Origin of the sequence: Rhizobium sp. 268 (genome assembly GCF_036571585.1) — a bacterium.
Taxonomy (GTDB): Bacteria; Pseudomonadota; Alphaproteobacteria; order Rhizobiales; family Rhizobiaceae; genus Rhizobium; species Rhizobium redzepovicii.
In genome coordinates this window covers 315,013-340,599 of record NZ_JAPPSO010000006.1, presented here as the reverse complement: position 1 = coordinate 340,599, position 25,587 = coordinate 315,013, and the positions used below count along the sequence as shown (strand labels likewise).

At 62.5% G+C, this 25,587-nt stretch carries 27 protein-coding genes; 3 read left to right on the top strand and 24 right to left on the bottom strand.

Annotated elements, in window-relative coordinates; all coding sequences use genetic code 11:
• The first annotated feature begins 16 nt into the window (after positions 1 to 16).
• Positions 17 to 1,216, top strand: coding sequence for a mandelate racemase/muconate lactonizing enzyme family protein (locus OS035_RS14610; RefSeq protein WP_331813825.1), 1,200 nt, complete (start codon positions 17 to 19; stop codon positions 1,214 to 1,216).
• Between the two features lie 95 nt (positions 1,217 to 1,311).
• On the opposite strand, the gene lpdA is transcribed toward OS035_RS14610, so the two are convergent.
• The 19 genes from lpdA to sdhC all read right to left on the bottom strand — a co-directional run bounded on the left by lpdA (position 1,312) and on the right by sdhC (position 20,163).
• Positions 1,312 to 2,718, bottom strand: a complete 1,407-nt coding sequence (gene lpdA / locus OS035_RS14605; protein ID WP_331813824.1) for a dihydrolipoyl dehydrogenase — start codon at positions 2,716 to 2,718, stop codon at positions 1,312 to 1,314.
• Between the two features lie 26 nt (positions 2,719 to 2,744).
• Positions 2,745 to 3,383 carry a LysE family transporter gene (locus tag OS035_RS14600; RefSeq protein WP_097624905.1) on the bottom strand — a complete coding sequence of 213 codons (639 nt, stop codon included), beginning with the start codon at positions 3,381 to 3,383 and terminating at the stop codon, positions 2,745 to 2,747.
• A gap of 20 nt (positions 3,384 to 3,403) precedes the next feature.
• The gene (locus OS035_RS14595; RefSeq protein WP_331813823.1) at positions 3,404 to 4,156 is read right to left on the bottom strand and encodes an SDR family oxidoreductase; all 753 of its coding nucleotides are present in this window, start codon (positions 4,154 to 4,156) and stop codon (positions 3,404 to 3,406) included.
• Entirely contained in the window at positions 4,153 to 4,683 is a 531-nt protein-coding gene (locus OS035_RS14590) for a hypothetical protein (protein WP_331813822.1), read from the bottom strand. Before OS035_RS14590 ends, OS035_RS14595 begins: the two co-directional genes overlap by 4 nt.
• The gene (locus tag OS035_RS14585) at positions 4,680 to 5,429 is read right to left on the bottom strand and encodes a DUF4241 domain-containing protein (RefSeq protein WP_310805850.1); all 750 of its coding nucleotides are present in this window, start codon (positions 5,427 to 5,429) and stop codon (positions 4,680 to 4,682) included. The genes OS035_RS14590 and OS035_RS14585 overlap by 4 nt, the downstream gene beginning before the upstream one ends.
• 13 nt (positions 5,430 to 5,442) lie before the next feature.
• Positions 5,443 to 6,708: a 2-oxoglutarate dehydrogenase complex dihydrolipoyllysine-residue succinyltransferase gene (gene odhB / locus OS035_RS14580; protein WP_331813821.1), complete on the bottom strand. Its 1,266-nt coding sequence runs from the start codon at positions 6,706 to 6,708 to the stop codon at positions 5,443 to 5,445.
• A 40-nt stretch (positions 6,709 to 6,748) separates the two neighbouring features.
• Positions 6,749 to 7,057: a YciI family protein gene (locus OS035_RS14575; RefSeq protein WP_003589815.1), complete on the bottom strand. Its 309-nt coding sequence runs from the start codon at positions 7,055 to 7,057 to the stop codon at positions 6,749 to 6,751.
• A 16-nt stretch (positions 7,058 to 7,073) separates the two neighbouring features.
• Positions 7,074 to 10,058, bottom strand: a complete 2,985-nt coding sequence (locus tag OS035_RS14570) for a 2-oxoglutarate dehydrogenase E1 component (RefSeq protein WP_097625140.1) — start codon at positions 10,056 to 10,058, stop codon at positions 7,074 to 7,076.
• Between the two features lie 169 nt (positions 10,059 to 10,227).
• Entirely contained in the window at positions 10,228 to 11,130 is a 903-nt protein-coding gene (gene sucD / locus OS035_RS14565) for a succinate--CoA ligase subunit alpha (RefSeq protein ID WP_012559209.1), read from the bottom strand.
• Between the two features lie 13 nt (positions 11,131 to 11,143).
• Positions 11,144 to 11,635 carry a DUF1579 family protein gene (locus OS035_RS14560; RefSeq protein WP_097624912.1) on the bottom strand — a complete coding sequence of 164 codons (492 nt, stop codon included), beginning with the start codon at positions 11,633 to 11,635 and terminating at the stop codon, positions 11,144 to 11,146.
• An 8-nt stretch (positions 11,636 to 11,643) separates the two neighbouring features.
• A complete protein-coding gene (gene sucC / locus OS035_RS14555) occupies positions 11,644 to 12,837 on the bottom strand; it encodes an ADP-forming succinate--CoA ligase subunit beta (protein WP_097624913.1) in 1,194 nt (397 codons plus the stop codon).
• A 34-nt stretch (positions 12,838 to 12,871) separates the two neighbouring features.
• The gene (gene mdh / locus OS035_RS14550) at positions 12,872 to 13,834 is read right to left on the bottom strand and encodes a malate dehydrogenase (protein WP_003543522.1); all 963 of its coding nucleotides are present in this window, start codon (positions 13,832 to 13,834) and stop codon (positions 12,872 to 12,874) included.
• A 176-nt stretch (positions 13,835 to 14,010) separates the two neighbouring features.
• On the bottom strand, positions 14,011 to 15,174 hold the full coding sequence (gene zapE / locus OS035_RS14545) for a cell division protein ZapE (RefSeq protein ID WP_097624914.1): 1,164 nt from the start codon (positions 15,172 to 15,174) through the stop codon (positions 14,011 to 14,013).
• 80 nt (positions 15,175 to 15,254) lie between these two features.
• Positions 15,255 to 15,767, bottom strand: coding sequence for a protease inhibitor Inh/omp19 family protein (locus OS035_RS14540; protein ID WP_012559213.1), 513 nt, complete (start codon positions 15,765 to 15,767; stop codon positions 15,255 to 15,257).
• Positions 15,768 to 15,903: 136 nt separating this feature from the next.
• Positions 15,904 to 16,722, bottom strand: a complete 819-nt coding sequence (locus OS035_RS14535; RefSeq protein ID WP_097624915.1) for a nucleotidyltransferase domain-containing protein — start codon at positions 16,720 to 16,722, stop codon at positions 15,904 to 15,906.
• Positions 16,723 to 16,729: 7 nt separating this feature from the next.
• On the bottom strand, positions 16,730 to 17,509 hold the full coding sequence (locus OS035_RS14530; protein WP_049733450.1) for a succinate dehydrogenase iron-sulfur subunit: 780 nt from the start codon (positions 17,507 to 17,509) through the stop codon (positions 16,730 to 16,732).
• A gap of 18 nt (positions 17,510 to 17,527) precedes the next feature.
• Positions 17,528 to 19,369 carry a succinate dehydrogenase flavoprotein subunit gene (gene sdhA, locus OS035_RS14525; RefSeq protein ID WP_097624916.1) on the bottom strand — a complete coding sequence of 614 codons (1,842 nt, stop codon included), beginning with the start codon at positions 19,367 to 19,369 and terminating at the stop codon, positions 17,528 to 17,530.
• Between the two features lie 7 nt (positions 19,370 to 19,376).
• Entirely contained in the window at positions 19,377 to 19,757 is a 381-nt protein-coding gene (sdhD, locus tag OS035_RS14520; RefSeq protein ID WP_003567272.1) for a succinate dehydrogenase, hydrophobic membrane anchor protein, read from the bottom strand.
• Positions 19,758 to 19,767: 10 nt separating this feature from the next.
• On the bottom strand, positions 19,768 to 20,163 hold the full coding sequence (gene sdhC, locus OS035_RS14515; RefSeq protein ID WP_012559217.1) for a succinate dehydrogenase, cytochrome b556 subunit: 396 nt from the start codon (positions 20,161 to 20,163) through the stop codon (positions 19,768 to 19,770).
• Positions 20,164 to 20,475: 312 nt separating this feature from the next.
• Here sdhC and OS035_RS14510 point away from each other — a divergent pair, with 312 nt between their 5' ends.
• On the top strand, positions 20,476 to 21,000 hold the full coding sequence (locus OS035_RS14510; protein ID WP_097624917.1) for a hypothetical protein: 525 nt from the start codon (positions 20,476 to 20,478) through the stop codon (positions 20,998 to 21,000).
• 102 nt (positions 21,001 to 21,102) lie between these two features.
• Here the strand turns inward: OS035_RS14510 and OS035_RS14505 are convergent, their stop codons facing one another.
• From OS035_RS14505 to tsaD, 5 genes are read right to left on the bottom strand one after another with little or no spacing between them, the layout of a single operon-like run.
• A complete protein-coding gene (locus tag OS035_RS14505; RefSeq protein ID WP_097624918.1) occupies positions 21,103 to 21,771 on the bottom strand; it encodes a class I SAM-dependent methyltransferase in 669 nt (222 codons plus the stop codon).
• Positions 21,768 to 22,199 carry an EVE domain-containing protein gene (locus OS035_RS14500; protein ID WP_049733437.1) on the bottom strand — a complete coding sequence of 144 codons (432 nt, stop codon included), beginning with the start codon at positions 22,197 to 22,199 and terminating at the stop codon, positions 21,768 to 21,770. Before OS035_RS14500 ends, OS035_RS14505 begins: the two co-directional genes overlap by 4 nt.
• Before the next feature lie 3 nt (positions 22,200 to 22,202).
• Positions 22,203 to 22,496 carry a YciI-like protein gene (locus OS035_RS14495; RefSeq protein WP_097624919.1) on the bottom strand — a complete coding sequence of 98 codons (294 nt, stop codon included), beginning with the start codon at positions 22,494 to 22,496 and terminating at the stop codon, positions 22,203 to 22,205.
• Positions 22,497 to 22,505: 9 nt separating this feature from the next.
• Positions 22,506 to 23,489, bottom strand: a complete 984-nt coding sequence (locus OS035_RS14490) for an NAD(P)H-dependent glycerol-3-phosphate dehydrogenase (protein WP_097624920.1) — start codon at positions 23,487 to 23,489, stop codon at positions 22,506 to 22,508.
• Entirely contained in the window at positions 23,486 to 24,583 is a 1,098-nt protein-coding gene (tsaD, locus tag OS035_RS14485; RefSeq protein WP_097624921.1) for a tRNA (adenosine(37)-N6)-threonylcarbamoyltransferase complex transferase subunit TsaD, read from the bottom strand. Before tsaD ends, OS035_RS14490 begins: the two co-directional genes overlap by 4 nt.
• A 72-nt stretch (positions 24,584 to 24,655) precedes the next feature.
• Here tsaD and hemC point away from each other — a divergent pair, with 72 nt between their 5' ends.
• Positions 24,656 to 25,585, top strand: coding sequence for a hydroxymethylbilane synthase (hemC, locus tag OS035_RS14480; protein ID WP_131710919.1), 930 nt, complete (start codon positions 24,656 to 24,658; stop codon positions 25,583 to 25,585).
• The last annotated feature ends 2 nt before the right edge of the window (positions 25,586 to 25,587 follow it).

Here is a 25,587-nt window from a genome sequence, read left to right as displayed (position 1 = left end):
CGAAAAGGAACCGAAGATGAAGATCACCGATCTCCGCTGTGCCGTCATCGGCAAACACCCGATCGTCCGCATCGTCACGGACGAGGGCCTCTACGGCTTGGGCGAAGTCGAATTCACCAAGTCCTATCTGAAGCCCTGGGTGCTGCATTTTCGCGACGCGCTGATCGGCGAGGACCCGACCGACGTCGAGCGAGTCATGCTGAAGATCCGCCAACGCGGCTCTTTCAAGCCCTATGGCGCGGCGGTGAGCGCGATTGAGCATGCGCTTTGGGATATTGCCGGCAAGGCCGCCGGTGTGCCCGTCTACAAACTGCTCGGCGGCAAGGTGCGGGACAAGGTGCGCGTCTATAACGGCTCTGTTCGCCGGAAACGCACGGGCGACCGGCCGGAGGATTACGCCGCCGACGTCAAGTGGATGATGGAGCAGCCGCAGAACTTCTTCATGATCAAGCAAGGAATCTCGTTCCACTCCAACATGAAGGACACCATCGAAGATTTCCACTACGGCGTAACGCAGAAGAAGGCCGGCTATCACGGCGCCATGGATCAGGGCGTGATCAGCGAGCGCGGTTTCAATCACATGCTCGATTGCGTGATCGCCATGAAGGAAGTGCTCGGCGACAAAGTCAGCCTGGCGCTCGACTGCGGTCCCGGCTGGATGCTGCCCGACGCGATCAAATTCGCCCGCGCGGTCGAAAAGTACAATTTGATGTGGCTCGAGGACATGCTGTCTGGCGACTACGTGCCGTGGGTCAATCCGCAGGCCTATCGGGAACTGACAACCTCCACCTCGACGCCCATCCACACTGGTGAGCAGATCTATCTGCGGCACAATTTCAAGGAACTGATCGAGACGCAGGCGGTACGCGTCATCGGCCCCGATCCAGCCGATATTGGTGGCATTGCCGAGCTCAAATGGGTCGCCGAGCACGCCTATATGCACTCGATCCTGATGGCACCGCACGGCACTGCCAACGGCCTGCTGGGCCTCGGCGCGCTGATCAATGTCTGCGCCACGTTGCCGGCAAATTACGTCGCGTTCGAGTACCCGAGCGCCTCCGACCCCTGGTGGGAGGATCTGGTAATCGGCTTGCCGCCGCAGATCGTGAAGGACAGCATGGTGGACCTGCTGGAAGCGCCGGGGCTGGGCCTCGACATCGACGCTGAAGCGGCCAGGAAATATCTGAGCGAAGAGGATGCGGGCTTTTTCGACTGAACCTCCCTGCGCCTGTCGCGGCCAGCGGCAGTAGAACTAAAACAGCCGCCTGCCTCGCGGCAGGCGGCTGTTTGCTTTGTTACGATTATCTAAGATTACATATGGATCGGCTTGAAGAAGGTCGCAAGCGCGGCTTCCTTCACCGCTTCCGACATGGTCGGATGCGCGTGGCAGGTACGGCCGAGATCTTCCGACGAACCGCCGAACTCCATCAGCACGGCGATCTCGTGGATCATCTCGCCGGCGCCGAAGCCGACGATATGGCCGCCGAGCACCCGGTCGGTTTCCTTGTCGGCAAGGATCTTAACGAAGCCGTCGGTCGCCAGCATCGCACGCGCCCGGCCATTGGCCGTGAACGGGAACTTGCCGACCTTATAGGCGACGCCTGCCGCCTTCAGCTCTTCCTCGGTCTTGCCGACGGAAGCGATTTCCGGCTGGGTGTAGACGACGCTCGGAATGACCTCGTAGTTCACATGGCCATGCTGCCCGGCGAGGATCTCGGCAAGCGCCACGCCCTCGTCTTCTGCCTTGTGCGCCAGCATCGGACCCTTGACCACATCACCGATCGCATAAATGCCGTCGACATTGGTCTTGTAGTGACCGTCGATCTCGACACGGCCACGATTGTCGAGCGTCACACCGGCCTCTTCGAGGCCAAGACCCGCCGTATAGGGCTTACGTCCGGTGGCAATCAGCACGACCTCGGCGTCGAGCGTCACCTTATCGCCGCCCTTGACCGGCTCAAAGGTGACCTTGGCGCCCTTGTCGCCCTTTTCGACGCCGGTGACCTTGGCGCTGAGATTGAAATCGATGCCCTGCTTGGCCAGCATGCGCTGGAATTGCTTGGAGACTTCACCGTCCATGCCGCCAAGGATGGTGTCGAGATATTCGACGACGGTGACCTTGGCGCCGAGGCGTGACCAGACGGAACCGAGCTCGAGGCCGATGACGCCGCCGCCGACGACGATCAGCGTTTCCGGCACCTTCTCCAGTGCGATGCCGCCGGTGGACGAGATGATGGTCTTTTCATCGATCTCGACCTGCACGCCGGGGATGCCGGCGACGTCGGAGCCGGTGGCGATGACGATGTTCTTGCCTTCGATCTCCTGCATCGTGCCGTCTTCGGCGGTGATGGCGACCTTGCCGGCCGAGATGATCTTGCCGCTGCCCTGGAAAGCATCGATCTTGTTCTTCTTGAAGAGGAAGGCGACGCCGTCGACATTCGACTTCACCGTGGCGTCCTTGTGAGCCATCATATTGCCGAGATTGAGCGTCGGCGCCGCAATGTCGATGCCGAGCGCGCTCATGCCGTGGCCGGCCTGATGGAACATTTCGGAGGCATGCAGCAGCGCCTTCGACGGAATGCAGCCGACGTTCAGGCAGGTGCCGCCATAGGTCGCGCGCTTTTCGACGACGGCGACCTTGAGGCCGAGCTGGGCTGCCTTGACGGCGCAGACATAGCCGCCCGGGCCGGTTCCGATAATGATCACATCGTAAGACATTGCTTCTTTCCCTTTGGATTTTTCAATTAGTCGGCCGCGCGCGACAGCGCGAGGCGGAAGCCGAAGCCGACGAGCGCCGCTCCGGTAACGCGGTTGAACCATTTGCCGCTGGCGATGAAGCGGTCACGGATCGCCTTGACCGTGAAGAAATAGGAGACACCGGCAAACCAGGCGACCAGCGCCGTCGCCATGCCGATGCCGTAGGAGAACTGGATCAGCGCCGGCGTGTCGTGATGCACCAGCGTCGAAAACAGCGACAGGAAGAACAGCACCGGCTTCGGGTTCAGTGCATTGGTGATGAAACCCATGCCGAGGCATTTCAGCATCGAGACCGGCTTGCGGTCCTCGGCCGTCACTTCGATCTCCTGCACCTTGAAGCCCGGCTCGCGGAACGACTTGATGCCGAGATAGACCAGATAGGCGACACCCGCCCATTTGATCATCGCAAACAGCATCAGCGATTTCGACACGATCAGGCCGAGGCCGAGGATGGTGTAGCTGATATGGAAGAGGAGCGAGAAGCCCATGCCGAGCCCGGTCATAACAGCGGCGCGGCGCCCATGCACGATGCTCTGGCGCAGGATGACGGCGAAATCGGCCCCCGGCACGACGATGAAGATCGAGAAAACCGCCATCAGGCCGAGAAATTCGAGAATATACTGCATGCTGTTTTATGCCCTGTCTTCTAGCGGCCGCCGCTCACATTGAGGATCGCGCCGGTTATATAGGAAGCCGAAGGGGAAAGAAGATAGAGGATCGCATCCGCCACCTCCTCGGCCGTGCCGGCCCGCTGCATCGGGACCGACGGCGCCATCTCGCGCGCCCGGTCCGGCAGCCCGCCCGAAGCATGGAGGTCGGTTTCGATGATGCCGGGCCTGACCGCATTCACGCGAATGCCCTCGGCAGCGAGCTCGCGCGAAAGCCCGACGGTGAACGTGTCGATCGCCGCCTTCGAGGCGGCATAATCGACATATTGCGTCGCCGCGCCGAGGATCGCCGCCATCGACGAGACGTTGACGATCGCCCCGCCCCGTCCGCCGTGCCGGCTCGACATCCGGCGTATGGCCGCTGCGGCGCAGAGCATCGAGCCGGTCACATTGACGCGCAGCATGCGCTCGATCCGCTCTGCCGACATCTCATCGACCCGCTGAGGATAGTCGACGATGCCGGCATTGTTGACGAGACCGTCCAGCCGGCCGAAATGGCCGTCGACCGCCGCAAACATCGCAGCGATATCCGCAGCCTTGCCGACATTGCCCTCGATCGCCACCGCCTCGCCGCCATTCTCGACGATCGACGCCACGACCACATCTGCGGCCTTGCGGTTGGACGCGTAATTCACCGCGACACGCCAGCCCTGGCGCGCAGCGAGACGGCAGACAGCGGCGCCAATGCCCCGGCTCCCGCCGGTCACGAGAACAACAGGGGTATCGCTCATGTCGCACACTCCTTGAATGTCAGCACATCCCATGGCGCCACCGACGCCTTGCCCTCGCCCCAGGCGCTGGATTCCCGGATGGCAGGGCCAAGGCCGGGCAGCACCAGCCTTTCGGCCGCCACGGCCCCTTCCGGCTGCAGATTGTCCATCTCCCCCTTGGCATCCACGCCATAGACGGCGCCCTGCCAGACCGTGCAGGCATCGAGATCGGCGCCGGTCGCATCACCCTCGGGGCAATTGAACATCAGAATGCCGATGGCGCGCACCGGATTTTCGGATGGCATGACATAGCCTTCCATCACGACCGGCGTCTTGAGGGCATGGACTTTAAACTGGTTGCTGGCGGCAGCCGAGGCGGAATTCAGCGGTGAAAAGCGCAATTCATAGGCGCCATCGCGATCGACATAAACGGCCCGTTCCTGCTTGCATTCCGCCCCGAGCAAGGACACCGGAACGGCGCAAAACGCAGCGGCGGCGACTGTAGCCACGCCTTTCCGCCTCGCCGTGATCCCGACACTCCCGCTCATTGCAGCTTCGGTTCCTTCCGCCCGTCGGCATTCTCGACCACGTTGAAATCCGTCAGCAGCACCAGCGCCCGGCCATCCCGGTCGAGCCCCCAGAAAACCGGATAGAAACCGTCGCCCCAGCCGCTCCAGAACACCGCGACATTGCCCTTCTTGCCGGTAATCGGCCGGTGCAACGCATAACGGCCCTTGTTGGCATCAAGGTCCGCAGCCAGCACATCGTCGTAATAATTGACATCGGCGTCAGGTTTTTGCGCCTGCGCCTGCGCTTCACGCTCTCCGATCAGCTCAAGCGTATCGGCATCCATGTAACAGCCGAGGCCGGCATCGACCGGGTAGCCGAAAATCTCGCCGTCCTTCAGCGTCGCGACGTCCTGGCCGGGCAGGACGGCAAGCTCCCAATGATCAGGCTTGCCCTCGGCAAACCGCATGCTGGCGGCAGCGATGCGCCCGAAGGCCTGGTAGAGCGTCACCGGATATTCGCCCGGCGCAACCGTTCTTGCGAGCGCCGGACGATCGGGCTGGGCGAGCGGATCGGCCGCGACGATGCGCCCGGAGGTCAGCTCGACATTGCCCATATGGATCACGCCTATCGACCGTCCGGAAAGTTCGGCGTCGCTGAGCGCCACCAGCTCGAAATTGCTGCTTGCCTTGCCGATATCCAAGCCGGCCGCCGCCGCGGAGACCGGGACATGCGCGGCGGCAGCGCAGAGAAGAAGGCGCGCCGCTCGCATGATCCGGTTCCGCATCGAAAGCGCTCCCTTAGAGATCGAGAACCAGACGTTCCGGATCTTCCAGGCTCTCCTTGACGCGCACGAGGAAGGTGACCGCTTCCTTGCCGTCAACGATGCGGTGATCGTAGGACAGCGCCAGATACATCATCGGACGGATGACCACCTGGCCGCCGATCGCCACCGGCCGCTCCTGGATCTTGTGCATGCCGAGAATGCCGGACTGAGGCGCGTTGAGGATCGGCGACGACATCAGCGAGCCGTAAACGCCGCCATTGGTAATGGTGAAGGTGCCGCCCTGCATGTCGGCCATCGAGAGCGAGCCGTCACGGGCTGCCTTGGCAAGACGGCCGAGTTCCTTCTCGACTTCGGCGATCGACATCTGGTCGGCATCGCGGATGACGGGAACGACGAGACCCTTGTCGGTGCCGACGGCCATGCCGACATGGCAGTAGTTCTTGTAGATGACGTCGGTGCCGTCGATCTCGGCATTAACCGCCGGCAGTTCCTTCAGCGCATGCGTGACGGCCTTGGTGAAGAAGCCCATGAAGCCGAGCTTGACCCCGTGCTTCTTCTCGAAAATGTCCTTGTACTTGTTGCGCAGATCCATGACCGCCTTCATGTCCACCTCGTTATAGGTGGTGAGCATGGCGGCGGTGTTCTGCGCGTCCTTCAGGCGCTTGGCGATCGTCTGGCGCAGGCGCGTCATCTTCACGCGCTCTTCACGCGAGGCATCCTCGACCGTCGACGGGCCGCGTGCAGCGGCAGGAGCGGCGGCGGGTGTCGCAGCCGGAGCGGAAATGCCCTTGGCGACGGCAGCAATAACATCACCCTTCAGCACCTGGCCGCGCTTGCCGCTGCCGTCAATCTGATCGGCCGAAAGGTTGCTTTCGGCAAGCATCTTCGAAGCCGCCGGTGCCGGCGGCATGGTGGAGACGGAGGCGCTCGACGCCGATGCGGCAGCAGCGGCAACCGGCGCCGGCTGAGCGGGAGCAGCAGCGGCCGGCTGGGCAGGCGCGGCGGCCGGTGCAGCAGGAGCCGGTGCGGCCGCAGCGACCGCACCTTCGGCGATCTGGCCGAGCAGTGCGCCGAGGCCGACGGTCTCGCCGGCGGCGACAACGATTTCCGAAAGCGTGCCGGAAGCGGGTGCCGGAACTTCGATGGTCACCTTGTCGGTTTCAAGCTCGAGAATCGGCTCGTCGGCCTTGATGGCGTCGCCGACCTTCTTGAACCAGGTGCCGACGGTTGCCTCGCTGACGGATTCACCGAGAGTTGGAACGCGGATTTCTGTGGCCATTGTTCAGATCCTGATTTCGTGTGTGTTCGTTTTAAGCGTTTCAGACGGCGGGCGGCCGCAAGATGATCGAGGGCATCGGCAGGATATCGAAACGGAAACCGAAACCGGAAGCAATGACCGGGTCGCCGTCGGCAAGAGCCTGCGCCGCCGCCTGATCCTCGACTTCGACGATTGCCATGCCGAAGGCGCCTTCACCCTCGAAGACGGGGCCGACGACGATCGCCGATCCCGCAAGCGCGTGCCGGTGCCAGTATTCGACATGGCGCTTCATCGCCGCCATTTCCTCTCCGGTCCCGTCATGCGGGAAAGTGGGGCGCGGCGGCAGCAGTCTCAGAAAGAAATAAGCCATTTGCGCCCCCCTTGTATTAGCCGCCCAATGCATCCTCGAGGAATGCGGCGAGCTGCGACAGATGCTTGGACATCAGGCCTGTCGCCGGCGAGGCGGCGGCCGGACGGCCGGTGTAGCGGACGCGCTGGTACTTTGCGTCGATGTGGGCGAGCACCCATTCGAGGAAGGGATCGATGAACGACCATGCGCCCATGTTCTTCGGCTCTTCCTGGCACCAGACCATCTCCGCATTGCGGAAGCGCGACAGCTCGTTGATCAGCGCCTTTGCCGGGAACGGATAGAGCTGCTCGACACGCAGGAGATAGATGTCGTCGATGCCGCGCTTTTCACGCTCTTCGAGAAGGTCGTAATAGACCTTGCCGGAGCACATGACGACACGGCGGATCTTGTTGTCCTTCTGCAGTTTGATCGGGCCGTCCTTGATCACCTCGGCATCGTCCCAGAGCAAGCGATGGAAGGCGGATTCACCGGCCATTTCGGCAAGCGTCGAGACCGCCCGCTTGTGGCGCAGCAGCGACTTCGGCGTCATCAGGATCAGCGGCTTGCGGAAGTCGCGCTTCAGCTGGCGGCGCAGGATGTGGAAGTAGTTCGCCGGCGTCGTGACGTTGGCGACCTGCATGTTGTCCTCAGCGCAAAGCTGCAGGAAACGCTCGAGGCGGGCCGAAGAGTGTTCCGGACCCTGGCCCTCATAGCCATGCGGCAGCAGGCAGACGAGGCCCGACATGCGCAGCCACTTGCGCTCGCCCGACGAGATGAACTGGTCGAAGACGACCTGCGCGCCGTTGGCGAAATCGCCGAACTGCGCTTCCCAGAGCGTCAGCGCATTCGGGCGGGCAAGCGAATAGCCATATTCGAAACCGAGCACGGCCTCTTCCGAAAGCATCGAATTGATGACTTCGTAGCGACCCTGCGTCGGCGAAAGATTGGCGAGCGGAATGTAGCGTTCCTCGGTTTCCTGATCGTAGAGAACCGAGTGGCGCTGCGAGAAGGTGCCGCGTTCGCAATCCTGGCCGGACAGGCGGATCTTGCTGCCTTCGACGCAGAGCGCGCCGAAGGAGAGCGCTTCGGCCATCGCCCAGTCGATGCCCTCGCCGGTGGCGATCATATTGGCGCGGTTTTCCATGAAGCGCTGGATCGTGCGGTGCGCATTGAAGCCCGCCGGGATCTCGGACAGCTTGCGGCCGATTTCCTTCAGCGTCTTCATCGGCACGGCGGTCTTGCCGCGGCGCTGCTCGTCGGCATTGTCAGCGGCGCGCAGGCCCGACCACTCACCATCAAGCCAGTCGGCCTTATTGGGCTTATAGTGCTGGCCGGCCTCGAACTCCTGTTCGAGATGAGCGCGCCAGTCGGCCTTCATCTTCTCGACTTCGCCTTCGGTCAGCAGGCCCTCGGCGACGAGGCGCGCCGCATAGAGCTGCAGCACGGTCTTGTGGCCGCGGATCACCTTGTACATCTTCGGCTGCGTGAAAGACGGCTCATCGCCTTCATTGTGGCCGTAGCGGCGGTAGCAGAACAGGTCGACCACGACGGGCTTATGGAACTTCATGCGGAATTCGGTCGCGACCTTGGCCGCATAGACCACCGCTTCCGGATCGTCGCCGTTGACGTGGAAGATCGGCGCCTCGATCATCTTGGCGACGTCGGACGGATAGGGCGACGAACGCGAGAAGGCCGGGTTCGTGGTGAAGCCGATCTGGTTGTTGATGATGACGTGCATGGTGCCGGCGACGCGGTGGCCGCGCAGGCCGGACAGGCCGAGGATTTCGGCAATGACACCCTGGCCGGCAAAAGCTGCGTCGCCATGGATCAGCAGCGGCAGAACCTTGGCGCGTTCGGAAAGCGGAATGATGTCGCCGTCCCAGACGGTAGCGCTCATATCCTGCTTGGCGCGAACCTTGCCCATGACGACCGGATCGACGATTTCCAGATGCGAGGGGTTTGCCGTCAGCGAGACATGCACCTTGTTGCCGTCGAATTCGCGGTCGGAAGAGGCGCCGAGATGGTACTTGACGTCGCCCGAACCTTCGACTTCGTCGGGTGCGTAGGAGCCGCCCTTGAACTCGTGGAAGATCGCCCGGTGCGGCTTGCCCATGACCTGGGACAACACGTTGAGGCGGCCGCGATGGGCCATGCCGAACACGGCTTCCTTGAGGCCGAGGTGGCCGCCGCGCTTGAGGATCTGCTCCAAAGCCGGGATCAGCGACTCGCCGCCGTCGAGGCCGAAGCGCTTGGTACCCTTGAACTTGACGTCGAGGAACTGTTCGTAGCCTTCAGCTTCGACCAGCTTGGCGAGGATCGCCTTCTTGCCTTCGGCCGAGAAGGCAACACCCTTGTCCGGGCCTTCGATGCGCTCCTGGATCCAGGCCTTCTCTTCCGGATTGGAGATGTGCATGAATTCGACGCCGAGCGTCGAGCAATAGGTGCGCTCGAGGATATCGATCATCTCGCGGATGGTCGCGTATTCCAGGCCGAGCACGTTGTCGATGAAGATCCTGCGGTCGTAATCGGCTGAGGTGAAGCCGTAATTCTCCGGCGACAGCTCGCGATAGTCGTCGACCGAAGCGGCGATGCCGAGAGGGTCGAGCTTGGCATGCAGGTGGCCGCGCATGCGGTAAGCGCGGATCATCATGATGGCGCGGACGGAATCGCGCGTCGCCTGCAGAACGTCGGCGCCGTCGGCGGGCTTGCCCTGCGCTTCGGCCTTGGCCTTCACCTTGGTTTCGATGACCTTCTCGACGATGCCCCAATCGCCATCGAGAGCCGACACCAGGTCGCCGCCAGCCTGAAGCGGCCAGTTCTTCTTGCGCCAGGAAGCGCCCTTGGCCGCCCTCTTCACATCGCTGGGATCTTCCTCCAGCGCCTTGAAGAAGGTGCGCCACTGATCGTCGACCGATGCCGGGTCCTCTTCGTACCGCGCATGAAGCTGCTCGATATAGGCAGCGTTGGCGCCATCCAGAAACGAGGTGATCTGAAACTGCTCGTTGGCTTCTTGCCGTGCCATGGTGATATGCGGACGCTTCCGTCCGCCTCCTGACTTTGATGAATTTGCCGGCTCGATCGCCGGCTGCCGCATTCCGATCGCCGCCTGTCCGCGGCGCATCTGCATGTCTCGTGCCGTCAAGACCGGGCGGAAGCGCAGATGCCGTCCTCCGCCCGGGTATTAAGTTGGTTTAGCCCTTGAGGACTTCAACCAGCGTCTTGCCGAGGCGGGCCGGAGACGGCGACACCTTGATGCCTGCCGATTCCATCGCCGCGATCTTCGATTCCGCGTCGCCCTTGCCGCCGGAGACCACAGCACCGGCATGGCCCATGGTGCGGCCCTTCGGTGCTGTGCGGCCGGCGATGAAGCCGGCCATCGGCTTCTTGCGGCCCTTCTTGGCCTCGTCCTTGAGGAACTGCGCGGCGTCTTCTTCTGCGGAGCCGCCGATTTCGCCGATCATGATGATGGAGGTCGTGGCTTCGTCGGCCAGGAACATTTCCAGCACGTCGATAAACTCGGTGCCCTTGACCGGGTCGCCGCCGATGCCGACGGCCGTCGTCTGGCCGAGGCCTTCGTTGGAGGTCTGGAAGACGGCTTCATAGGTCAGCGTGCCCGAGCGGGACACGATGCCGACCGAACCCTTGCGGAAGATCGAGCCCGGCATGATGCCGATTTTGCATTCTTCCGGCGTCAGGATGCCCGGGCAATTGGGGCCGAGCAGCCGCGACTTGGAGCGGTCGAGGCGAGCCTTGACGCGCACCATGTCCATGACCGGGATGCCTTCGGTGATGCAGGTGATGAACGGGATCTCGGCATCGATAGCCTCGATGATCGCGTCGGCGGCACCGGCCGGCGGAACATAGATGACGGTCGCGTCGGCGCCGGTCTTTTCCTTGCCCTCGGCAACGGTCGCGAAGATCGGCAGGCTTTCGCCCTTTGCGCCGGACCAGGTTTCGCCGCCCTTCTTCGGGTGGATACCGCCGACCATCTGCGTGCCGTAGTAGGCGAGCGCCTGTTCGGTGTGAAACGTGCCGGTCTTGCCGGTCAGACCCTGCACGAGGATCTTGGTGTCTTTATTGACGAGAATAGACATGCGAGGCCTTTGTCTAGGAGAGGTTGGAAGACGTGGGGGACGAACGACGATAGATGCCGCTGACGACCTCCTGCCAAGTATCGCTGCCTGCAGGCGAAAAGCTGACGCCCATCCGGTAGCAGTCTTCATTTTCAAATGCGAATACGGTGCGCTGTCTGCCGCGCGGCGAAGTCTTCATCAGCACGAGTTCATTGCCGGGCCACTCGCCGGAAGCCGGCGAAGGCGGCGCAAAACCCGCGGTGTCGAATTGGTAGAGCTTGTAGGCCTGGTCTGAGACATCGAAGCCGAAAACATTTCGGGCCTCGAACGAAACAGCACCATCGCGCGTCTGGCGGTAGCGCTGCTCGATGAAGAATCCACCGAACAGCGTCTCGCCGGAAAGCTCGGCGCTGGCCCTGCCTTCGCTCGTCCACGCCGACGCCGCGACATGCTCTTCCCCTTCCCAGGTGCCGGCGAAGGCATTGAGGCGGAGATGAGCAGCAGATGGCGTCGACTGGAAGGCCATGATCGCTCTCAGCCGTTGATCGCCGCGACGATCTTCTTGGCCGCATCGTCCAAGTCGTCAGCCGCCGTAATCGCCAGACCCGACTCGTTCAGGATCTTCTTGCCGAGCTCGACATTGGTGCCTTCAAGGCGCACGACCAGCGGAACCTTGAGGCCGACTTCCTTGACCGCGGCAATGACGCCCTCGGCGATGACATCGCACTTCATGATGCCGCCGAAGATGTTGACGAGAATGCCTTCGACCTTGGGGTCTGCAGTGATGATCTTGAAAGCCGCAGCAACCTTCTCCTTGCCGGCGCCGCCGCCGACGTCGCAGAAGTTGGCCGGCTCCTTGCCGTAAAGCTTGATGATATCCATCGTCGCCATGGCAAGGCCCGCGCCGTTGACCATGCAGCCGATATTGCCGTCGAGCGCGACATAAGCGAGGTCCCACTTCGAGGCCTCGATTTCCTTGGCGTCTTCTTCGGTTTCGTCGCGCAGCGTCTTGACGTCGTCGTGACGGAAGAGCGCATTGCCGTCGAAGGACATCTTCGCGTCGAGAACCCGCAGATGACCATCCTTCATGACGATCAGCGGATTGACCTCGAGCAGCGCCATGTCTTTCTCGTTGAAGGCCTTGTAGAGCGCCGGGAAGAGCGACTTCGCATCTTCGGCGGCCGCACCGTCGAGCTGCAGAGCCTTGGAAATCGCAGTAACGTCGGCAGCCGTCACGCCAGCTTCCGGATCGATGGCAATCGTCTGGATCTTCTCCGGCGTGTCATGGGCGACAGCCTCGATGTCCATGCCGCCCTCGGTGGAAACCACGAAAGCCACGCGGCCGACCGAACGGTCGACCAGCAGCGAGCAATAGAGCTCGCGAGCGATGTCGGCGCCGTCTTCGATATAGAGGCGGTTGACCTGCTTGCCGGCGTCGCCGGTCTGCGCCGTCACCAGCGTATGCCCGAGCATTTCCTTGGCATGGGCAACCACTTCGTCGATCGACTTGGCGAGACGCACGCCACCCTTGGCCTCCGGCGACAGTTCCTTGAACTTGCCCTTGCCGCGGCCGCCGGCGTGGATCTGGCTCTTGACCACGTAAAGCGGGCCGGGAAGCGACTTGGCGGCAGCCTCAGCCTCTTCGACCTTAAGAATAGCCACACCCTCGGCGACTGGCGCGCCATAGCCCTTCAGCAGAGCCTTGGCTTGATATTCATGAATGTTCATGGGTCTATCCCTGTTTGGATTACGTCAGCGCCAATTACTTGAGGGCAGGCGCGATATTGATGCAGGCTTCGCAGAGACCGGCGACGGCGCCGACGGACTTGTCGAAGGCTTCCTTCTCGGTCTTGTTGAGATCGATCTCGATGATGCGCTCAACGCCGCCGGCGCCGATGACGGTGGGAACGCCGACATACATGTCCTTGACGCCGTACTGGCCGCTCAGGTGAGCCGCGCAGGGCAGAACGCGCTTCTTGTCCTTGAGGTAGGATTCGGCCATCTCGATCGCCGAGGCGGCCGGCGCGTAATAGGCCGAGCCGGTCTTCAGCAGGCCGACGATTTCGGCGCCGCCGTCACGGGTGCGCTGGATGATCTCTTCGAGGCGTTCCTTGGTGACCCAGCCCATCGTGACGAGGTCGGTGAGCGGAATGCCGCCGACCGTCGAGTAGCGGGCGAGCGGCACCATCGTGTCGCCGTGGCCGCCGAGCACGAAGGCGGTGACGTCCTGGACGGAGACGTTGAATTCCTTGGCGAGGAACAGACGGAAGCGCGAGGAGTCGAGAACGCCGGCCATGCCGACGACTTTGTTGGCCGGAAGGCCGGAAAACTTCTGCAGCGCCCAGACCATGGCGTCGAGCGGGTTGGTGATGCAGATTACGAAAGCGTTCGGGGCGTATTTTTTGATGCCGGCGCCGACCTGCTCCATGACCTTGAGATTGATGCCGAGAAGATCGTCGCGGCTCATGCCCGGCTTGCGGGCAACGCCGGCGGTGACGATGCAGACGTCAGCGCCTTCGATCGCGGAATAGTCGCTGGCGCCCGTCAGATTGACGTCGAAGCCTTCGACCGGCGAGGACTGAGAGATATCGAGACCCTTACCCTGAGGAATGCCGTCCGCAATGTCGAAGAGGACAATGTCGCCCAGTTCCTTCAGGCCGGCGAGGTGCGCCAGCGTGCCACCAATCATGCCAGAACCAATGAGTGCGATCTTGTTACGCGCCATTTCGCTGTTTCCTTTGCCATCAAATTCGGTGAACGACGCGTCAAGGCACCGCCCAATGACGCAATCGCATAGACCGAAAGCCCAAAAATGGCAATCCATTAATTTTGATGCAGCAATTTCAATCGTTTAGATACAAAAATTCTTACGTAAACGTAAGATATTATGTCACCAAATTGTTATTCGGCGGCGCGCTTCTCGTGGTGCAGCGCAAGATATTCGGCACTGCGCATCTCAAATAGCCGTGATGCCGTGCGGTCGAATTCAAACCCCTCCGTGCCCCGACGGTGCAGCAATAGTTCCTCCGGCATGGCCGCCGCGGAAATGTAGAGCCGCACGGCATGGTCGTAGAACGTATCGACCATAATGATGAAGCGTTTGATCTGGTTCCGTTTTTCCGGCCCGAGCAAGGGAACGTGATCGAGAAAGACCGTGTCGAAGCGCTCGGCGATCGCCAGAAAGTCGACCGCCCCGAGCGGCCTGTCGCACAGATCGATGAAGGAAAACCGCGCCATGCGCTCGGCGGCGAGCGGCACGTGGATGTGGCGCCCCTTCATCGGAATATCCAGCGGCTGCGCCTTGCGCCCGTGCAGCGCCTGCGTCCAGGACGCATCCATCGCCATGTCGTTATGATCGTTGATCGGCACCAGATAGACCGGCTGGCTGCTCAGCTTCTCCATCCGGTAATCGGTCGGCGAATCCAGGGTGACGACGTCGACGTGCTGCTTGAGAAGGGCGACGAAGGGCAGGAAGAGGCCGCGGTTGAGGCCATCCGGGTACAGATTGTCGGGCTCAACATTCGAGGTCGCGACCAGCACGCATCCGCGCGCGAAAAGCTCGGAGAACAGCCGCGACAGGATCATCGCATCGGCGATATCGGTGACCGTGAATTCGTCGAAGCAGAGCAGCTCCGCTTCCTCGTAGAGGGCGGCGGCAACCGGCGGCATCGGGTCGGCCTGCTTCGTCTCGCCGTTCTTGAGCTTCAGCCGATGCGTTGCGATGCGGTTATGCACATCCGCCATGAATTCGTGGAAATGCGCCCGCCGCTTCTTTTTGCAGGGCGCCATCGAGAAGAACATGTCCATCAGCATGGTCTTGCCGCGTCCGACGCTGCCGTGGATATACAGTCCCTTGATGCCGGCGGCGGATTTCTTCTTGGCGGCAAACAGCCAGCCAAGCGCGCTCGATTTTGCCGCTGGCCGTTGCTGCTTCAGCCCGGCAAGCACCCGATCCAGGCTTTTGGCCACATCCATCTGGGCGGCATCGACCTGCAGCGCACCGGAAAGTGTCAGCGATTTAAGCTGTTCGCAGACGCTGAGCGCATAATCTGGCATTGGCTGCATGAGGGCATATCCGCCTGTCAGTCATCGGCGGGGCCGCCGGATCGTTACCGCGCCGGTATTTGTTACCGCGCCGGTATTTGTTACCGGCTGAGGCTGATCTGCTGGCCCGTGCTGGTCTGGCCCTCGAAGCGGTTGTCGGCCGTCTTGTAGACGCTGCCGAGCTGGTTGCCCGAACGGTCCTTGAGCAGCACCTGCTTGCCGGCAACCTCCCAGGATCCCATCGCCGTCAGCTCGCCGACACAGCCGCGCGTGCCGCCGCGCGAACCACTGCCGAGATTGGTGAGCGTCAGGAACATGTCGCAGCTGCCATTGACACGCCAGCTTCCGACCATCGATTCCTTGGTGACATCGAGCGCATTCGCAGCCATTGCGCCGGACTGCGCGCCCGGCATCGGTGCCGTCGATGCCGGCGCCGCCGGGAATTGCGAATTGTTGACCGGCGGAAGCTGCCCACCCTGAACCGAGGGAACCGGCTGCGCCGTCAACGGCGCCGGCCCGGCATTCGGGCTGGAGTTGTAATCATATGCCGTACGCTGACAACCGGCTAGAGCGAGAGCCACCACCAGACCTGTCATCGCATATCGCAACTGCATCATCATACTCCTGATTTCGGCTAGCGCCGCAGAGAAACGGGCGTGAGACAAGTCCGATTATCGTAACTCGCTTTGGTTAATCAAGTCGGACGGCATAAATTGCCCGTGACAACAACTAACCGAAAAACGATACAGTTCAACTGTCCCGCTGCAAAACTTCCTGCACATAGAATTTGTCAGCAAGGTGTTGCGCGTGCTGATCTCTATCCGGATCCCGGTCGAACTCCCGCAATATCTCGGAATAACGCTCGAACGAGCTCTTCAGAAAGGATTGCACCAGCATCGGCGGCAGCCCCTCCCCCATTTCGCGCGTCTGTTTCTTGACATGCACGAGATCGAGTATCGCCGTTCGAAGGTCAGGAGCGATCGAGATCGCCTCGAGACATTCCAGCATATTCATCGGTGGCAGCACGCGAAACGAACGCTGGCGCATCCATTCGAGCGCGATGGCCGGACGCACGGCATAAAGAAACTTCTTCAGCTTAATCGCCCCCTCGCCCTGGCTCTGAAAATGCTGCCGCATGAGCCCGACATAATGAGCAGCGACCTTTTCCGGCACCATGATGAGATCGAGCAGCGCGGCGAGACGCGAGCGAAAACCCGATTCCTCTTCATAAGCGATCGGCGATTTCAGCCATTCGACCACCACCGCGTTTCCCTTGAGCGCAAGCAGCAGCGCCTTTCGCAGATCCCAGCCGCCGGTATCGATATCGCCGATGATCGGAAATTCGATGACATCGCGCACGGAAGCAAGGGCGAGGTGGTGCTCGACGGGACGGATATAGACGAAGCGGCAGTCATAATCGCTGTCGGGCGACGGAAATCCCCAGGCGCGGCTGCCGCTTTCGATCGCAAAACCGATACGGATACCCTGCTCGCGCACCGAGGCGAGCCGTGACCTGATCTCTCTGACGGCTTCGGGATCGAAGCCGTCTATTCCGCCATTGGCATGCATACGTTGATCAGACCCGGCGCTCGACCATCATCTTCTTGATTTCGGCGATCGCCTTGGCCGGGTTGAGACCCTTCGGGCAGGTCTGCGCGCAATTCATGATCGTGTGGCAGCGATACAGGCGGAACGGATCCTCGAGGTTGTCGAGACGTTCGCCGGTGGCCTCGTCTCTGGAGTCGATCAGCCAGCGATAGGCCTGCAGCAGAACGGCCGGACCGAGATAGCGGTCGCCGTTCCACCAATAGCTCGGACAGGAGGTCGAGCAGCAGGCGCAGAGGATGCATTCATAAAGACCGTCGAGCTTCTGCCGGTCCTCATGGCTCTGCTTCCATTCCTTGGCGGGCGCCGGCGATACCGTCTTCAGCCAGGGCTCGATCGAACGATGCTGGGCGTAGAAGTTGGTGAGGTCAGGCACCAGATCCTTGACGACAGGCAAATGCGGCAGCGGATAGATCTTCACCGCGCCGGTGATATCGTCGAGGCCCTTGGTGCAGGCAAGCGTGTTCGTACCGTCGATATTCATCGCGCAGGAGCCGCAGATGCCCTCGCGACAGGACCGGCGCAGCGTCAGCGTCGGGTCGATCTTGTTCTTGATGTACAGCAGGCCGTCGAGCACCATCGGGCCACAATCGTCGACATCGATGTAGAAGGTATCGATCGACGGGTTCTGCCCGTCATCCGGGCTCCAGCGGTATACGCGGAATTCGCGGGTGTTTGTCGCACCCGCCGGCTTCGGCCAGACCTTGCCTTCGCGCATCTGAGAATTCTTGGGGAGAGCGAGTTCAACCATATCCGGTTCCTCTTGAGATCAGTACACGCGAGCCTTCGGCTCGATCTTGTACGGATCGATGCCTTCGGCGATCAGCTGGGTGTGAACCGGGCGGTAGTCGAGCTTGACGTCGCCTGCTTCGCCGACCCAGGCGAGCGTGTGCTTGCGCCAATTGACGTCGTCGCGGCCGGCAAATGCACCCTCGGTATAATCCTCGCGGGCATGCGAACCGCGGCTCTCCTTGCGGGCCTCGGCGCCGTAGATCGTCGTGATGGCGTTGGCCATGAGGTTCTGCAGCTCCAGCGTCTCCACAAGATCCGAGTTCCAGATCATCGAGCGGTCGGTAACCTTGATATCACGCATTTCCTGCCAGATCGCCGAGATGCGCCGGCAGCCGGATTCCAGCGATTCCTGGGTGCGGAAGACGGCCGCGTCTTCCTGCATGGCGCGCTGCATTTTCTCGCGCAGTTCCGCCGTTGGCGTGGCGCCGCTGGCGTGGCGCAGCCCGTCGAAACGGTCCATGATCTTGTCGCAGGCTGCGACATTGAGATGTGGGATCGGCGCGGCGCGGTCGATCACTTCGCCGGCGCGGATCGCCGCGGCGCGGCCGAAGACCACGAGGTCGATCAGCGAGTTGGAGCCGAGGCGGTTGGCGCCGTGCACCGACGCGCAGCCGGCTTCACCGACGGCCATCAGCCCGGGGATGATCCGTTCCGGATTGGCGCCGTCGGCGTTCAGCACCTCGCCCCAATAATTGGTGGGAATGCCGCCCATATTGTAATGAACCGTCGGCAGGACCGGGATCGGCTCGCGGGTGACGTCGACGCCGGCAAAGATCTTGGCGCTCTCGGAGATCCCCGGCAGCCGCTCGTGCAGCACGGCCGGATCGAGATGGTCGAGATGCAGGAAGATGTGGTCCTTGTTCTTGCCGACGCCGCGGCCTTCGCGGATCTCCAGCGTCATGCAGCGCGAAACGACGTCACGCGAGGCAAGGTCCTTGGCCGACGGCGCGTAGCGCTCCATGAAGCGTTCGCCCTCGGAGTTGACCAGATAACCGCCTTCGCCGCGTGCGCCTTCGGTGATCAGACAGCCCGAACCGTAGATGCCGGTCGGGTGGAACTGCACGAATTCCATGTCCTGCAACGGCAGGCCCGCGCGCGCCACCATGCCGCCGCCGTCGCCGGTGCAGGTATGGGCTGAGGTTGCCGAGAAATAGGCGCGGCCGTAGCCGCCGGTCGCCAGCACCACCATCTTGGCAGCGAAGCGATGGATCGTGCCGTCATCGAGGCACCAGGCGACAACGCCGGTGCAGCGGCTGCCGTCTTCCGACATGATCAGGTCGAGCGCGAAATACTCGATGAAGAATTCGGCGTTGTGGCGCAGCGACTGGCCGTAGAGCGTGTGCAGGATGGCGTGGCCGGTGCGGTCGGCAACGGCGCAGGTGCGCTGCACCGGCGGGCCTTCGCCGTAATTCTGCATATGGCCGCCAAACGGGCGCTGGTAGATCTTGCCTTCCTCGTTGCGCGAGAACGGCACGCCGTAATGCTCGAGCTCATAGACCGCCTTCGGCGCTTCCATGGTCAGATACTGCATGGCGTCGACGTCGCCGAGCCAGTCGGACCCCTTGACGGTGTCGTAGAGATGCCACTGCCAGCTGTCGGGCGTCATGTTGCGCAGCGAGGCGGCAATCCCGCCCTGCGCCGCGACCGTGTGCGAGCGGGTCGGGAACACCTTGGTGATGCAGGCCGTGCGGAAACCCTGCTCGGCCATCCCCAGCGTGGCGCGCAAGCCGGCGCCGCCGGCGCCGACGACGATCACGTCGTAGGAGTGATCGACATATTTGTAGGCCTTGCCGTTCTGGGCGGGTGAAGTCGGTGCCATATCGAGCTTATCCTACGAATGCGATTTTCAGAATGGCGAAGAGACAGAGGCCGGCGATCAGGATCGCAAAGAAGGTGTTCAGCATCAGAAGAGCGATCTTGCCGAACTCGCCGTGCACGTAATCCTCGATGATCACCTGCATGCCGAGCTTCATGTGGATGACGCCTGAAATCACCATAAGTCCCATGACGACCGCGACGAAGGGGTTCGACAAGGCGCGAACCACATCCGCATACGGCGCGCCTGCATAGGCGATCATGAAGAAGAGGAAGAAAAGGATGAGTGGAACATTGGCGACGGCCGTCAGACGCTGGCGCCAGAAATGGTCCGTGCCGTCCTTGGCGGAGCCGAGCCCGCGAACCTTGCCGAGGGGGGTGCGCATATCCATGAGAGGACCTTCAGAAGCGAATGAGGAAGCCGATCACCCAGACCAGCACGGTCAGACAGAGCGACCCGATGATGTTGGCAATGGCGAGCTTGGTCGAGAATTCCTTCCCGAAGCCGTAGCCGAGATCCCACATGAAGTGGCGGAAGCCGCCGAGCATGTGGTGCAGCAGCGCCCAGGTATAGCCGAGCAGCACGAGCTTGCCGAGAAGGCTGCCGAGCACCCAGTTGGCCCAGTCGTAGGAGCCTTGGCCGCTTGCCGCTGCGATCAGCCACCAGGCGACGAGCAGCGTCCCGACATACAGCGCGCCACCGGTAATGCGGTGGACGATGGACATGACCATGGTGGGAATAGGTTTGTAGATTTGCAAATGCGGCGACAGGGGCCGGTTATTTGTCACGTTCGCCATCAGAACCTCGCGGCGGCTTCTCTGCGCTCCCGGATTTCGGAGCATGCTCAGTCAACCACACGATGACGTATTCTCTGTGTGCGTTGCATCAATTGCGACGTTTAATCACCGGAAACGCCGACGACAAGCACAATCGCTGTCTTGCCTTAATTTAATCGATTGGGGTTACCACGAAATTTGCAGGCTAACGAAACTGGTGTTTCCGGCTCAATAATTGGGCCGTTCTCCCGAGCTGCATGGACAAGCTGCCGCTTTTGGCGCAATCTGGCGTTAACGATTTGTTAACGATCGGAATTCCGGAGGCCGGCGTCCATGTTTCGCAGTCTATGCGCAGTCACCCTGCTTGCACTCGCCGCGCTTGCCGCACTGCCCGCCGCTGCCGGCGAGCGCCGTGTTGATCATCGCTTCACCGACCGTCGCTTTCCCGATCAACGCTTCCTTGCCCATCGCCACGCCCTTCACAACGGATTGTTTCTCGGCGAACGGGCAAGCTGGCGCGATCGCGGCATCCGTTTCGACAACAGCTATGGCCGCCGGCACGGCAGAGAGCGGATGCCGTTCTTGAAGCAGTTTTCGTCGGCGGCAACAGATCGGGTGACCCGCGGCAGCCTCATCGTCGTCTTGCCTCAGGCACGGGTTGAGGACGGCGGCGATAACTATGCCGGCTCTTCCTATGTCTATCAGGTCGATGGCGGAACCTATGTCGGCGGCGCCGGCTACGGTTTCTATCCCGCGCCGCGGCCCGAGCCGCTGGCCCCGAAGGCAAAGGTCATCGACGTCGCCGTCCAGGACGACCCTTGCACCTACGAGGCCAATGTCTGCGTCATCCGGCCTTAGAACACGATGATTTTAGGCCCTGTCGGCCTAAAATCTGAATCCTGTTCTAAATTAAAGGGTTAGAGCATGATATCGCCCGAAAACCGCTCACACTTTTCGGCATCATACTCTGGATTCGGCTGAGCCGGGACCGAACCGCCACACCGTCGTCTTCTTGATTTCGCTGTCTTCGAGCGCCCGCGTCACCGGCACCTCGTAAACCGCGCAGAATTCCAGCCGGTCCCGAGGCAGGTAGCTGCGGCCGGGATCGCCGACCAGAACCAGCTTGCCCTCCACCGCCAGCCGCGACAGCCAGGGAATGAGCGCATCGGCAAACGCGCGGTCGTAGAAGACGTCGCCGGCAAGCACGATATCCGCATCGACGGGTTTGCCGATCAGATCGGTGCCGTTAAACCCCAGCGCAACGCCATTGGTCTCGGCATTCAACCGGATCGCGCTCTCCGTCCAGGGATCGATATCGGCGGCCGTTACCTCCAGGGCACCGGCCATCGCAGCCGCAATGCCGACGAGGCCGCAACCGCTGGCGAAATCCAGCACGCGCTTGCCGCGCACCATCTCCGGATGATCGAGGACGTAGCGCGCCAGTCCCTGGCCGCCCGCCCAGGCAAAAGCCCAGAAGGGCGGCGGCAGGCCGGTCGCCTCCAGCTCCTCCTCCGTCTTCAGCCAGAGCTCATGCGCTTCGCTGGCCAGATGCAGCGAGATCTCCGGCACATGCGGCGGCGCCATCACGCTGGTATTGGCGCGGATGAAGGCTTCCGGATCGGTCTTCAACGCGGCGGATTGTCCAGCCCGCCCATGCGGCAGACTTCGGCCCATTCGTCATCCGTCACCGGCTGCACGGAAAGCCGCATGGAGGTGACGAGCGACATCTTGGCAAGCTTCTCGCTCGCCTTGACGTCCTTCAACGTCACCGGCTTCGGCATGTCCATGACGGCGCGAATGTGGACGCAATCCCACTTCGGATCGCCCTTGGCGGTGGAATCGGGCTGCGACAGGGCTGAGACTTCGACGATCCCGACAATCTCCAGCCCGTCATTGGAGTGGTAGAAGAAGCCCTTGTCGCCGATCTGCATCGCCCGCATGTTGTTGCGCGCCAGATAGTTGCGAACGCCGGTCCATTCCGTGCCCTTTTCGCCGGCGGCCTTCTGCTGCTCCCAGGACCAGGAGGCAGGTTCTGATTTATAGAGCCAGTGCGCCATGCCTCACGCCTCCGGCTTGTTGAATACCCAGTTGTAGGCCTTCACCTCGACGCTTTCGAACAAGCCGGCCTTGGCATAAGGGTCGGCATCGGCAAGCGCCCGCGCCGCCTCCTTTGTCTCAGCTTCGACGATAATCAGGCTGCCGCAGGCCTTACCCTCATCATCGAGAAACGGGCCGGCGATCTTCAGCGTGCCCTCGGCGTTCAGCCCGTTCAGATACTCAAGATGAGGCGGCCGTGTTTCCATGCGCACTTTCAGATGGCCCGGCTTGTCCTTGCAGAGAAGGGCGAAAAGCATGTCTGTCTCCTATTCGGTGGTAATGGGGCGCGTCATCAGCTGCTCGATCGCTTCTGCTATGTCGAGCCTGCCGTCGATGATGGCGGAAACGGCGTCGGTGATCGGCATGCTGACTGCAAGCTCCGCGGCAAGCCGCGAGGCGACGGAGGCGGCAAGCGCGCCTTCCACCAGCGCGCCCTGCAGCGGATCGACCTTTTCGCCGCGCCCGAGCGCGATGCCGAAGCGAAGGTTTCGCGATTGATGGCTGGTTGCCGTCAGCACCAGATCGCCGAGACCGGAAAGCCCGCGCACCGTATCGGCCTGACCGCCCTTGGCGACGACGAAGCGCGACATTTCCGCAAGCCCACGCGCAATCAGCGCCGCACGGGCGGAATCGCCGATGCCGCCGCCTTCGACGATGCCGCAGGCGATCGCCAGCACATTCTTCAATGCGCCGCCGAGCTGCACGCCGATGCGGTCGCTGGAGGCATAAAGCCGGAAGGTCCGGCCTGATATCGCCTGGGCGAGCCGCTCGGCGATCTGCATATCCTCAGCCGCAATCGCCATCGCGGTCGGCAGGCCCTTGGCGATATCGGCGGCAAAACCCGGGCCGGAAAGCACGGCGACGGCATGGTCCGGCAGTTCCCGTTCCAGCATGTCGGTCAGAAGATTACCGGTCGCCCGCTCGATGCCCTTGGCGCAGGTGACGACGATGGCATCCTTGGCGAGATAGGGGCCGTATTGCCGGGCCGCATCGGCCTGCGCCTGCGACGGCATGGCAAAAAGCACGATGGAGGCGCCGGCGATTGCCTCCGGCTCGGCGGCAAATTCCAGCGTATCGGGAAGAGATATGCCAGGCAGCACCGCGTCATGCAGCCGTTCGGCCTTCAGATCTGAAATCAGCGACGGATTGCGCCCGACAAGCGTCACCGCGCTGCGGCCGGCAAGGGCGATGACGGCGGCGAGCGCCGTTCCGAAAGCTCCCGATCCGACGACGGCGATATTTTCGCTCATGCCTTGGCCCCTCTCTTGCCGAAACCGATCAGCGTTTCCGCATTGGAATCGAGCGGCCAGCGCGAACGCGGCTGGACGTCGAGCGAATCCGGCGCAACGCCCGTCGCCATGCGCTCCAGTCCCGCCCAGGCGATCATCACCGCATTGTCGGTGCAGAGGTGCAGCGGCGGCGCAATGAAGCGGAAGCCATTTTTATCACAGAGCGCCTGCAGCGTGCCGCGCAGTTCGAGATTGGCGGCGACACCGCCGGCAACGACGAGAGCGGGCTTCTCATCGATCGCAGCAAATTCCGTCTTGAACCGCTGCAAGCCGCGGCCGATGCGATCCTTCAACGTCCGCGAAATCGCTTTCTGGAACGAGGCGCAGATATCGGCCACATCCTGATCGCTGAGCGGGGCGATATCCTGTGCCGCCTGCCGCACCGCCGTCTTCAAGCCGGAGAAGGAGAAATCGAGCCGCGCCTCGCCGACCAGCGGCCGCGGAAAGGCGAAGCGGTCGGGATTGCCGTCCCGCGCCATCCGTTCCACCGCCGGACCGCCGGGATAGGGCAGACCGAGCAGCTTTGCCGTCTTGTCGAAAGCCTCGCCGAGCGCATCGTCGATCGTCGTGCCCCAGCGCTGATACTCGCCGACGCCGCGCACCAGGATAAGCTGGGTATGGCCGCCGGAGACGAGCAGCATCAGATAGGGAAAGGCAAGTCCGTCGGTCAGCCGCGCCGTCAGCGCATGGCCTTCGAGATGGTTGACCGCATAGAGCGGTTTGCCGGCGGCCCTCGCGATCGCCTTGCCGGTCATCAATCCGACCAGCAGCCCGCCGATCAGCCCCGGCCCGGACGTCGCCGCGATGGCGTCGACTTCATCAAGCGACACATTGGCGCGGTCCAGCGCCTCCTCGATCAGCTCGTCCAGCGCCTCGACATGGGCGCGCGCCGCAATCTCGGGCACCACGCCGCCATAAGCGCTATGCTCGTCGAGCTGGGACAGCACCACGTCGGAGAGCACGTTGGCATTTCCCTCCGCATCGCGCTCGACGACCGCCGCCGCGGTCTCGTCGCAGCTCGTTTCGATGCCAAGGATGCGCAGAAAGGGAACCATGAGGCCTGTTCGTTGATTGCGATGGGATGGAAACCCGTTTACGAGAACTCCGGTAACAACGGAACTGAGCGGATGCAAACAAAACCTTTCCGGATCGGCACGCGGGGCAGCCCGCTGGCGCTTGCCCAGGCGCATGAGGCCCGCGACAGGCTGATGGCGGCGCATCATCTGCCCGAGGAGATGTTCGAGATCGTCGTGCTGACGACCAAGGGCGACCGCATCACCGACCGGTCGCTGGCCGAGATCGGCGGCAAGGGCCTTTTCACCGAGGAGCTCGAACAGCAGCTTGTATCCGGCGAGCTGGATTTCGCCGTGCACTCCGCCAAGGACATGCCGACGACGCTGCCCGAAGGCCTCTATCTCTCTGCCTATCTGCCGCGCGAAGATATCCGCGACGCCGTCATCGGCCGCACCGCGCCCAAACTGATCGACCTGCCGCATGGCGCTACCGTCGGCTCGTCGTCGCTACGCCGCCAGGCGCTGATCCGCCGCATGCGGCCGGATATCAATGTCGTGACCTTCCGCGGCCTGGTGGAAACACGCCTGCGCAAGCTCGAAGAGGGCCAGGTCGACGCGACCTTGCTGGCGCTTGCTGGCCTGAAACGCCTGGGCAAGGTCGAGGTTCTCACAGATATTCTCGACCCCGACACCTTCCCGCCGGCGCCGGCGCAGGGGGCGATCTGCCTCGAAAGCCGTATCGGCGACACTCAGATCGACGATCTGTTGGCGCCGGTCAACGATGCCGCGACCTTCGACACCGTCTCCTGCGAACGCGCCTTCCTCGCCGCGCTCGACGGCTCCTGCCGCACGCCGATCGGCGGTTATGCCGTCTGCGAAGGCGATCTGATCCGCTTCTCCGGCCTCATCATCACCCCCGACGGCCGCAGCCAGCATGCGGTGACGACCGACGGCCACCGCCGCGATGCGGCCGCACTCGGCACCCGCGCCGGCCAGGACGTGCGCGCAAGGGCCGGCAGCGCCTTTTTCGACGACTGGCACTGACG

What these genes read in the sequence shown, in the direction of transcription:
- OS035_RS14540 (WP_012559213.1), bottom strand. Translation starts at nt 15,767, where the DNA reads ATGCAGTTGCGATATGCGATGACAGGTCTGGTGGTGGCTCTCGCTCTA.
- sucC (WP_097624913.1), bottom strand. Translation starts at nt 12,837, where the DNA reads ATGAACATTCATGAATATCAAGCCAAGGCTCTGCTGAAGGGCTATGGC.
- odhB (WP_331813821.1), bottom strand. Translation starts at nt 6,708, where the DNA reads ATGGCCACAGAAATCCGCGTTCCAACTCTCGGTGAATCCGTCAGCGAG.
- OS035_RS14570 (WP_097625140.1), bottom strand. Translation starts at nt 10,058, where the DNA reads ATGGCACGGCAAGAAGCCAACGAGCAGTTTCAGATCACCTCGTTTCTG.
- OS035_RS14495 (WP_097624919.1), bottom strand. Translation starts at nt 22,496, where the DNA reads ATGCTTTTCGCCCTTCTCTGCAAGGACAAGCCGGGCCATCTGAAAGTG.
- mdh (WP_003543522.1), bottom strand. Translation starts at nt 13,834, where the DNA reads ATGGCGCGTAACAAGATCGCACTCATTGGTTCTGGCATGATTGGTGGC.
- tsaD (WP_097624921.1), bottom strand. Translation starts at nt 24,583, where the DNA reads ATGGTTCCCTTTCTGCGCATCCTTGGCATCGAAACGAGCTGCGACGAG.
- OS035_RS14590 (WP_331813822.1), bottom strand. Translation starts at nt 4,683, where the DNA reads ATGAGCGGGAGTGTCGGGATCACGGCGAGGCGGAAAGGCGTGGCTACA.
- OS035_RS14585 (WP_310805850.1), bottom strand. Translation starts at nt 5,429, where the DNA reads ATGCGGAACCGGATCATGCGAGCGGCGCGCCTTCTTCTCTGCGCTGCC.
- sdhC (WP_012559217.1), bottom strand. Translation starts at nt 20,163, where the DNA reads ATGGCGAACGTGACAAATAACCGGCCCCTGTCGCCGCATTTGCAAATC.
- OS035_RS14490 (WP_097624920.1), bottom strand. Translation starts at nt 23,489, where the DNA reads ATGAGCGAAAATATCGCCGTCGTCGGATCGGGAGCTTTCGGAACGGCG.
- OS035_RS14595 (WP_331813823.1), bottom strand. Translation starts at nt 4,156, where the DNA reads ATGAGCGATACCCCTGTTGTTCTCGTGACCGGCGGGAGCCGGGGCATT.
- OS035_RS14600 (WP_097624905.1), bottom strand. Translation starts at nt 3,383, where the DNA reads ATGCAGTATATTCTCGAATTTCTCGGCCTGATGGCGGTTTTCTCGATC.
- OS035_RS14560 (WP_097624912.1), bottom strand. Translation starts at nt 11,635, where the DNA reads ATGGCCTTCCAGTCGACGCCATCTGCTGCTCATCTCCGCCTCAATGCC.
- lpdA (WP_331813824.1), bottom strand. Translation starts at nt 2,718, where the DNA reads ATGTCTTACGATGTGATCATTATCGGAACCGGCCCGGGCGGCTATGTC.
- sucD (WP_012559209.1), bottom strand. Translation starts at nt 11,130, where the DNA reads ATGTCTATTCTCGTCAATAAAGACACCAAGATCCTCGTGCAGGGTCTG.
- OS035_RS14510 (WP_097624917.1), top strand. Translation starts at nt 20,476, where the DNA reads ATGTTTCGCAGTCTATGCGCAGTCACCCTGCTTGCACTCGCCGCGCTT.
- OS035_RS14575 (WP_003589815.1), bottom strand. Translation starts at nt 7,057, where the DNA reads ATGGCTTATTTCTTTCTGAGACTGCTGCCGCCGCGCCCCACTTTCCCG.
- sdhA (WP_097624916.1), bottom strand. Translation starts at nt 19,369, where the DNA reads ATGGCACCGACTTCACCCGCCCAGAACGGCAAGGCCTACAAATATGTC.
- zapE (WP_097624914.1), bottom strand. Translation starts at nt 15,174, where the DNA reads ATGCAGCCAATGCCAGATTATGCGCTCAGCGTCTGCGAACAGCTTAAA.
- hemC (WP_131710919.1), top strand. Translation starts at nt 24,656, where the DNA reads ATGCAAACAAAACCTTTCCGGATCGGCACGCGGGGCAGCCCGCTGGCG.
- OS035_RS14530 (WP_049733450.1), bottom strand. Translation starts at nt 17,509, where the DNA reads ATGGTTGAACTCGCTCTCCCCAAGAATTCTCAGATGCGCGAAGGCAAG.
- sdhD (WP_003567272.1), bottom strand. Translation starts at nt 19,757, where the DNA reads ATGGATATGCGCACCCCCCTCGGCAAGGTTCGCGGGCTCGGCTCCGCC.
- OS035_RS14610 (WP_331813825.1), top strand. Translation starts at nt 17, where the DNA reads ATGAAGATCACCGATCTCCGCTGTGCCGTCATCGGCAAACACCCGATC.
- OS035_RS14500 (WP_049733437.1), bottom strand. Translation starts at nt 22,199, where the DNA reads ATGGCGCACTGGCTCTATAAATCAGAACCTGCCTCCTGGTCCTGGGAG.
- OS035_RS14535 (WP_097624915.1), bottom strand. Translation starts at nt 16,722, where the DNA reads ATGCATGCCAATGGCGGAATAGACGGCTTCGATCCCGAAGCCGTCAGA.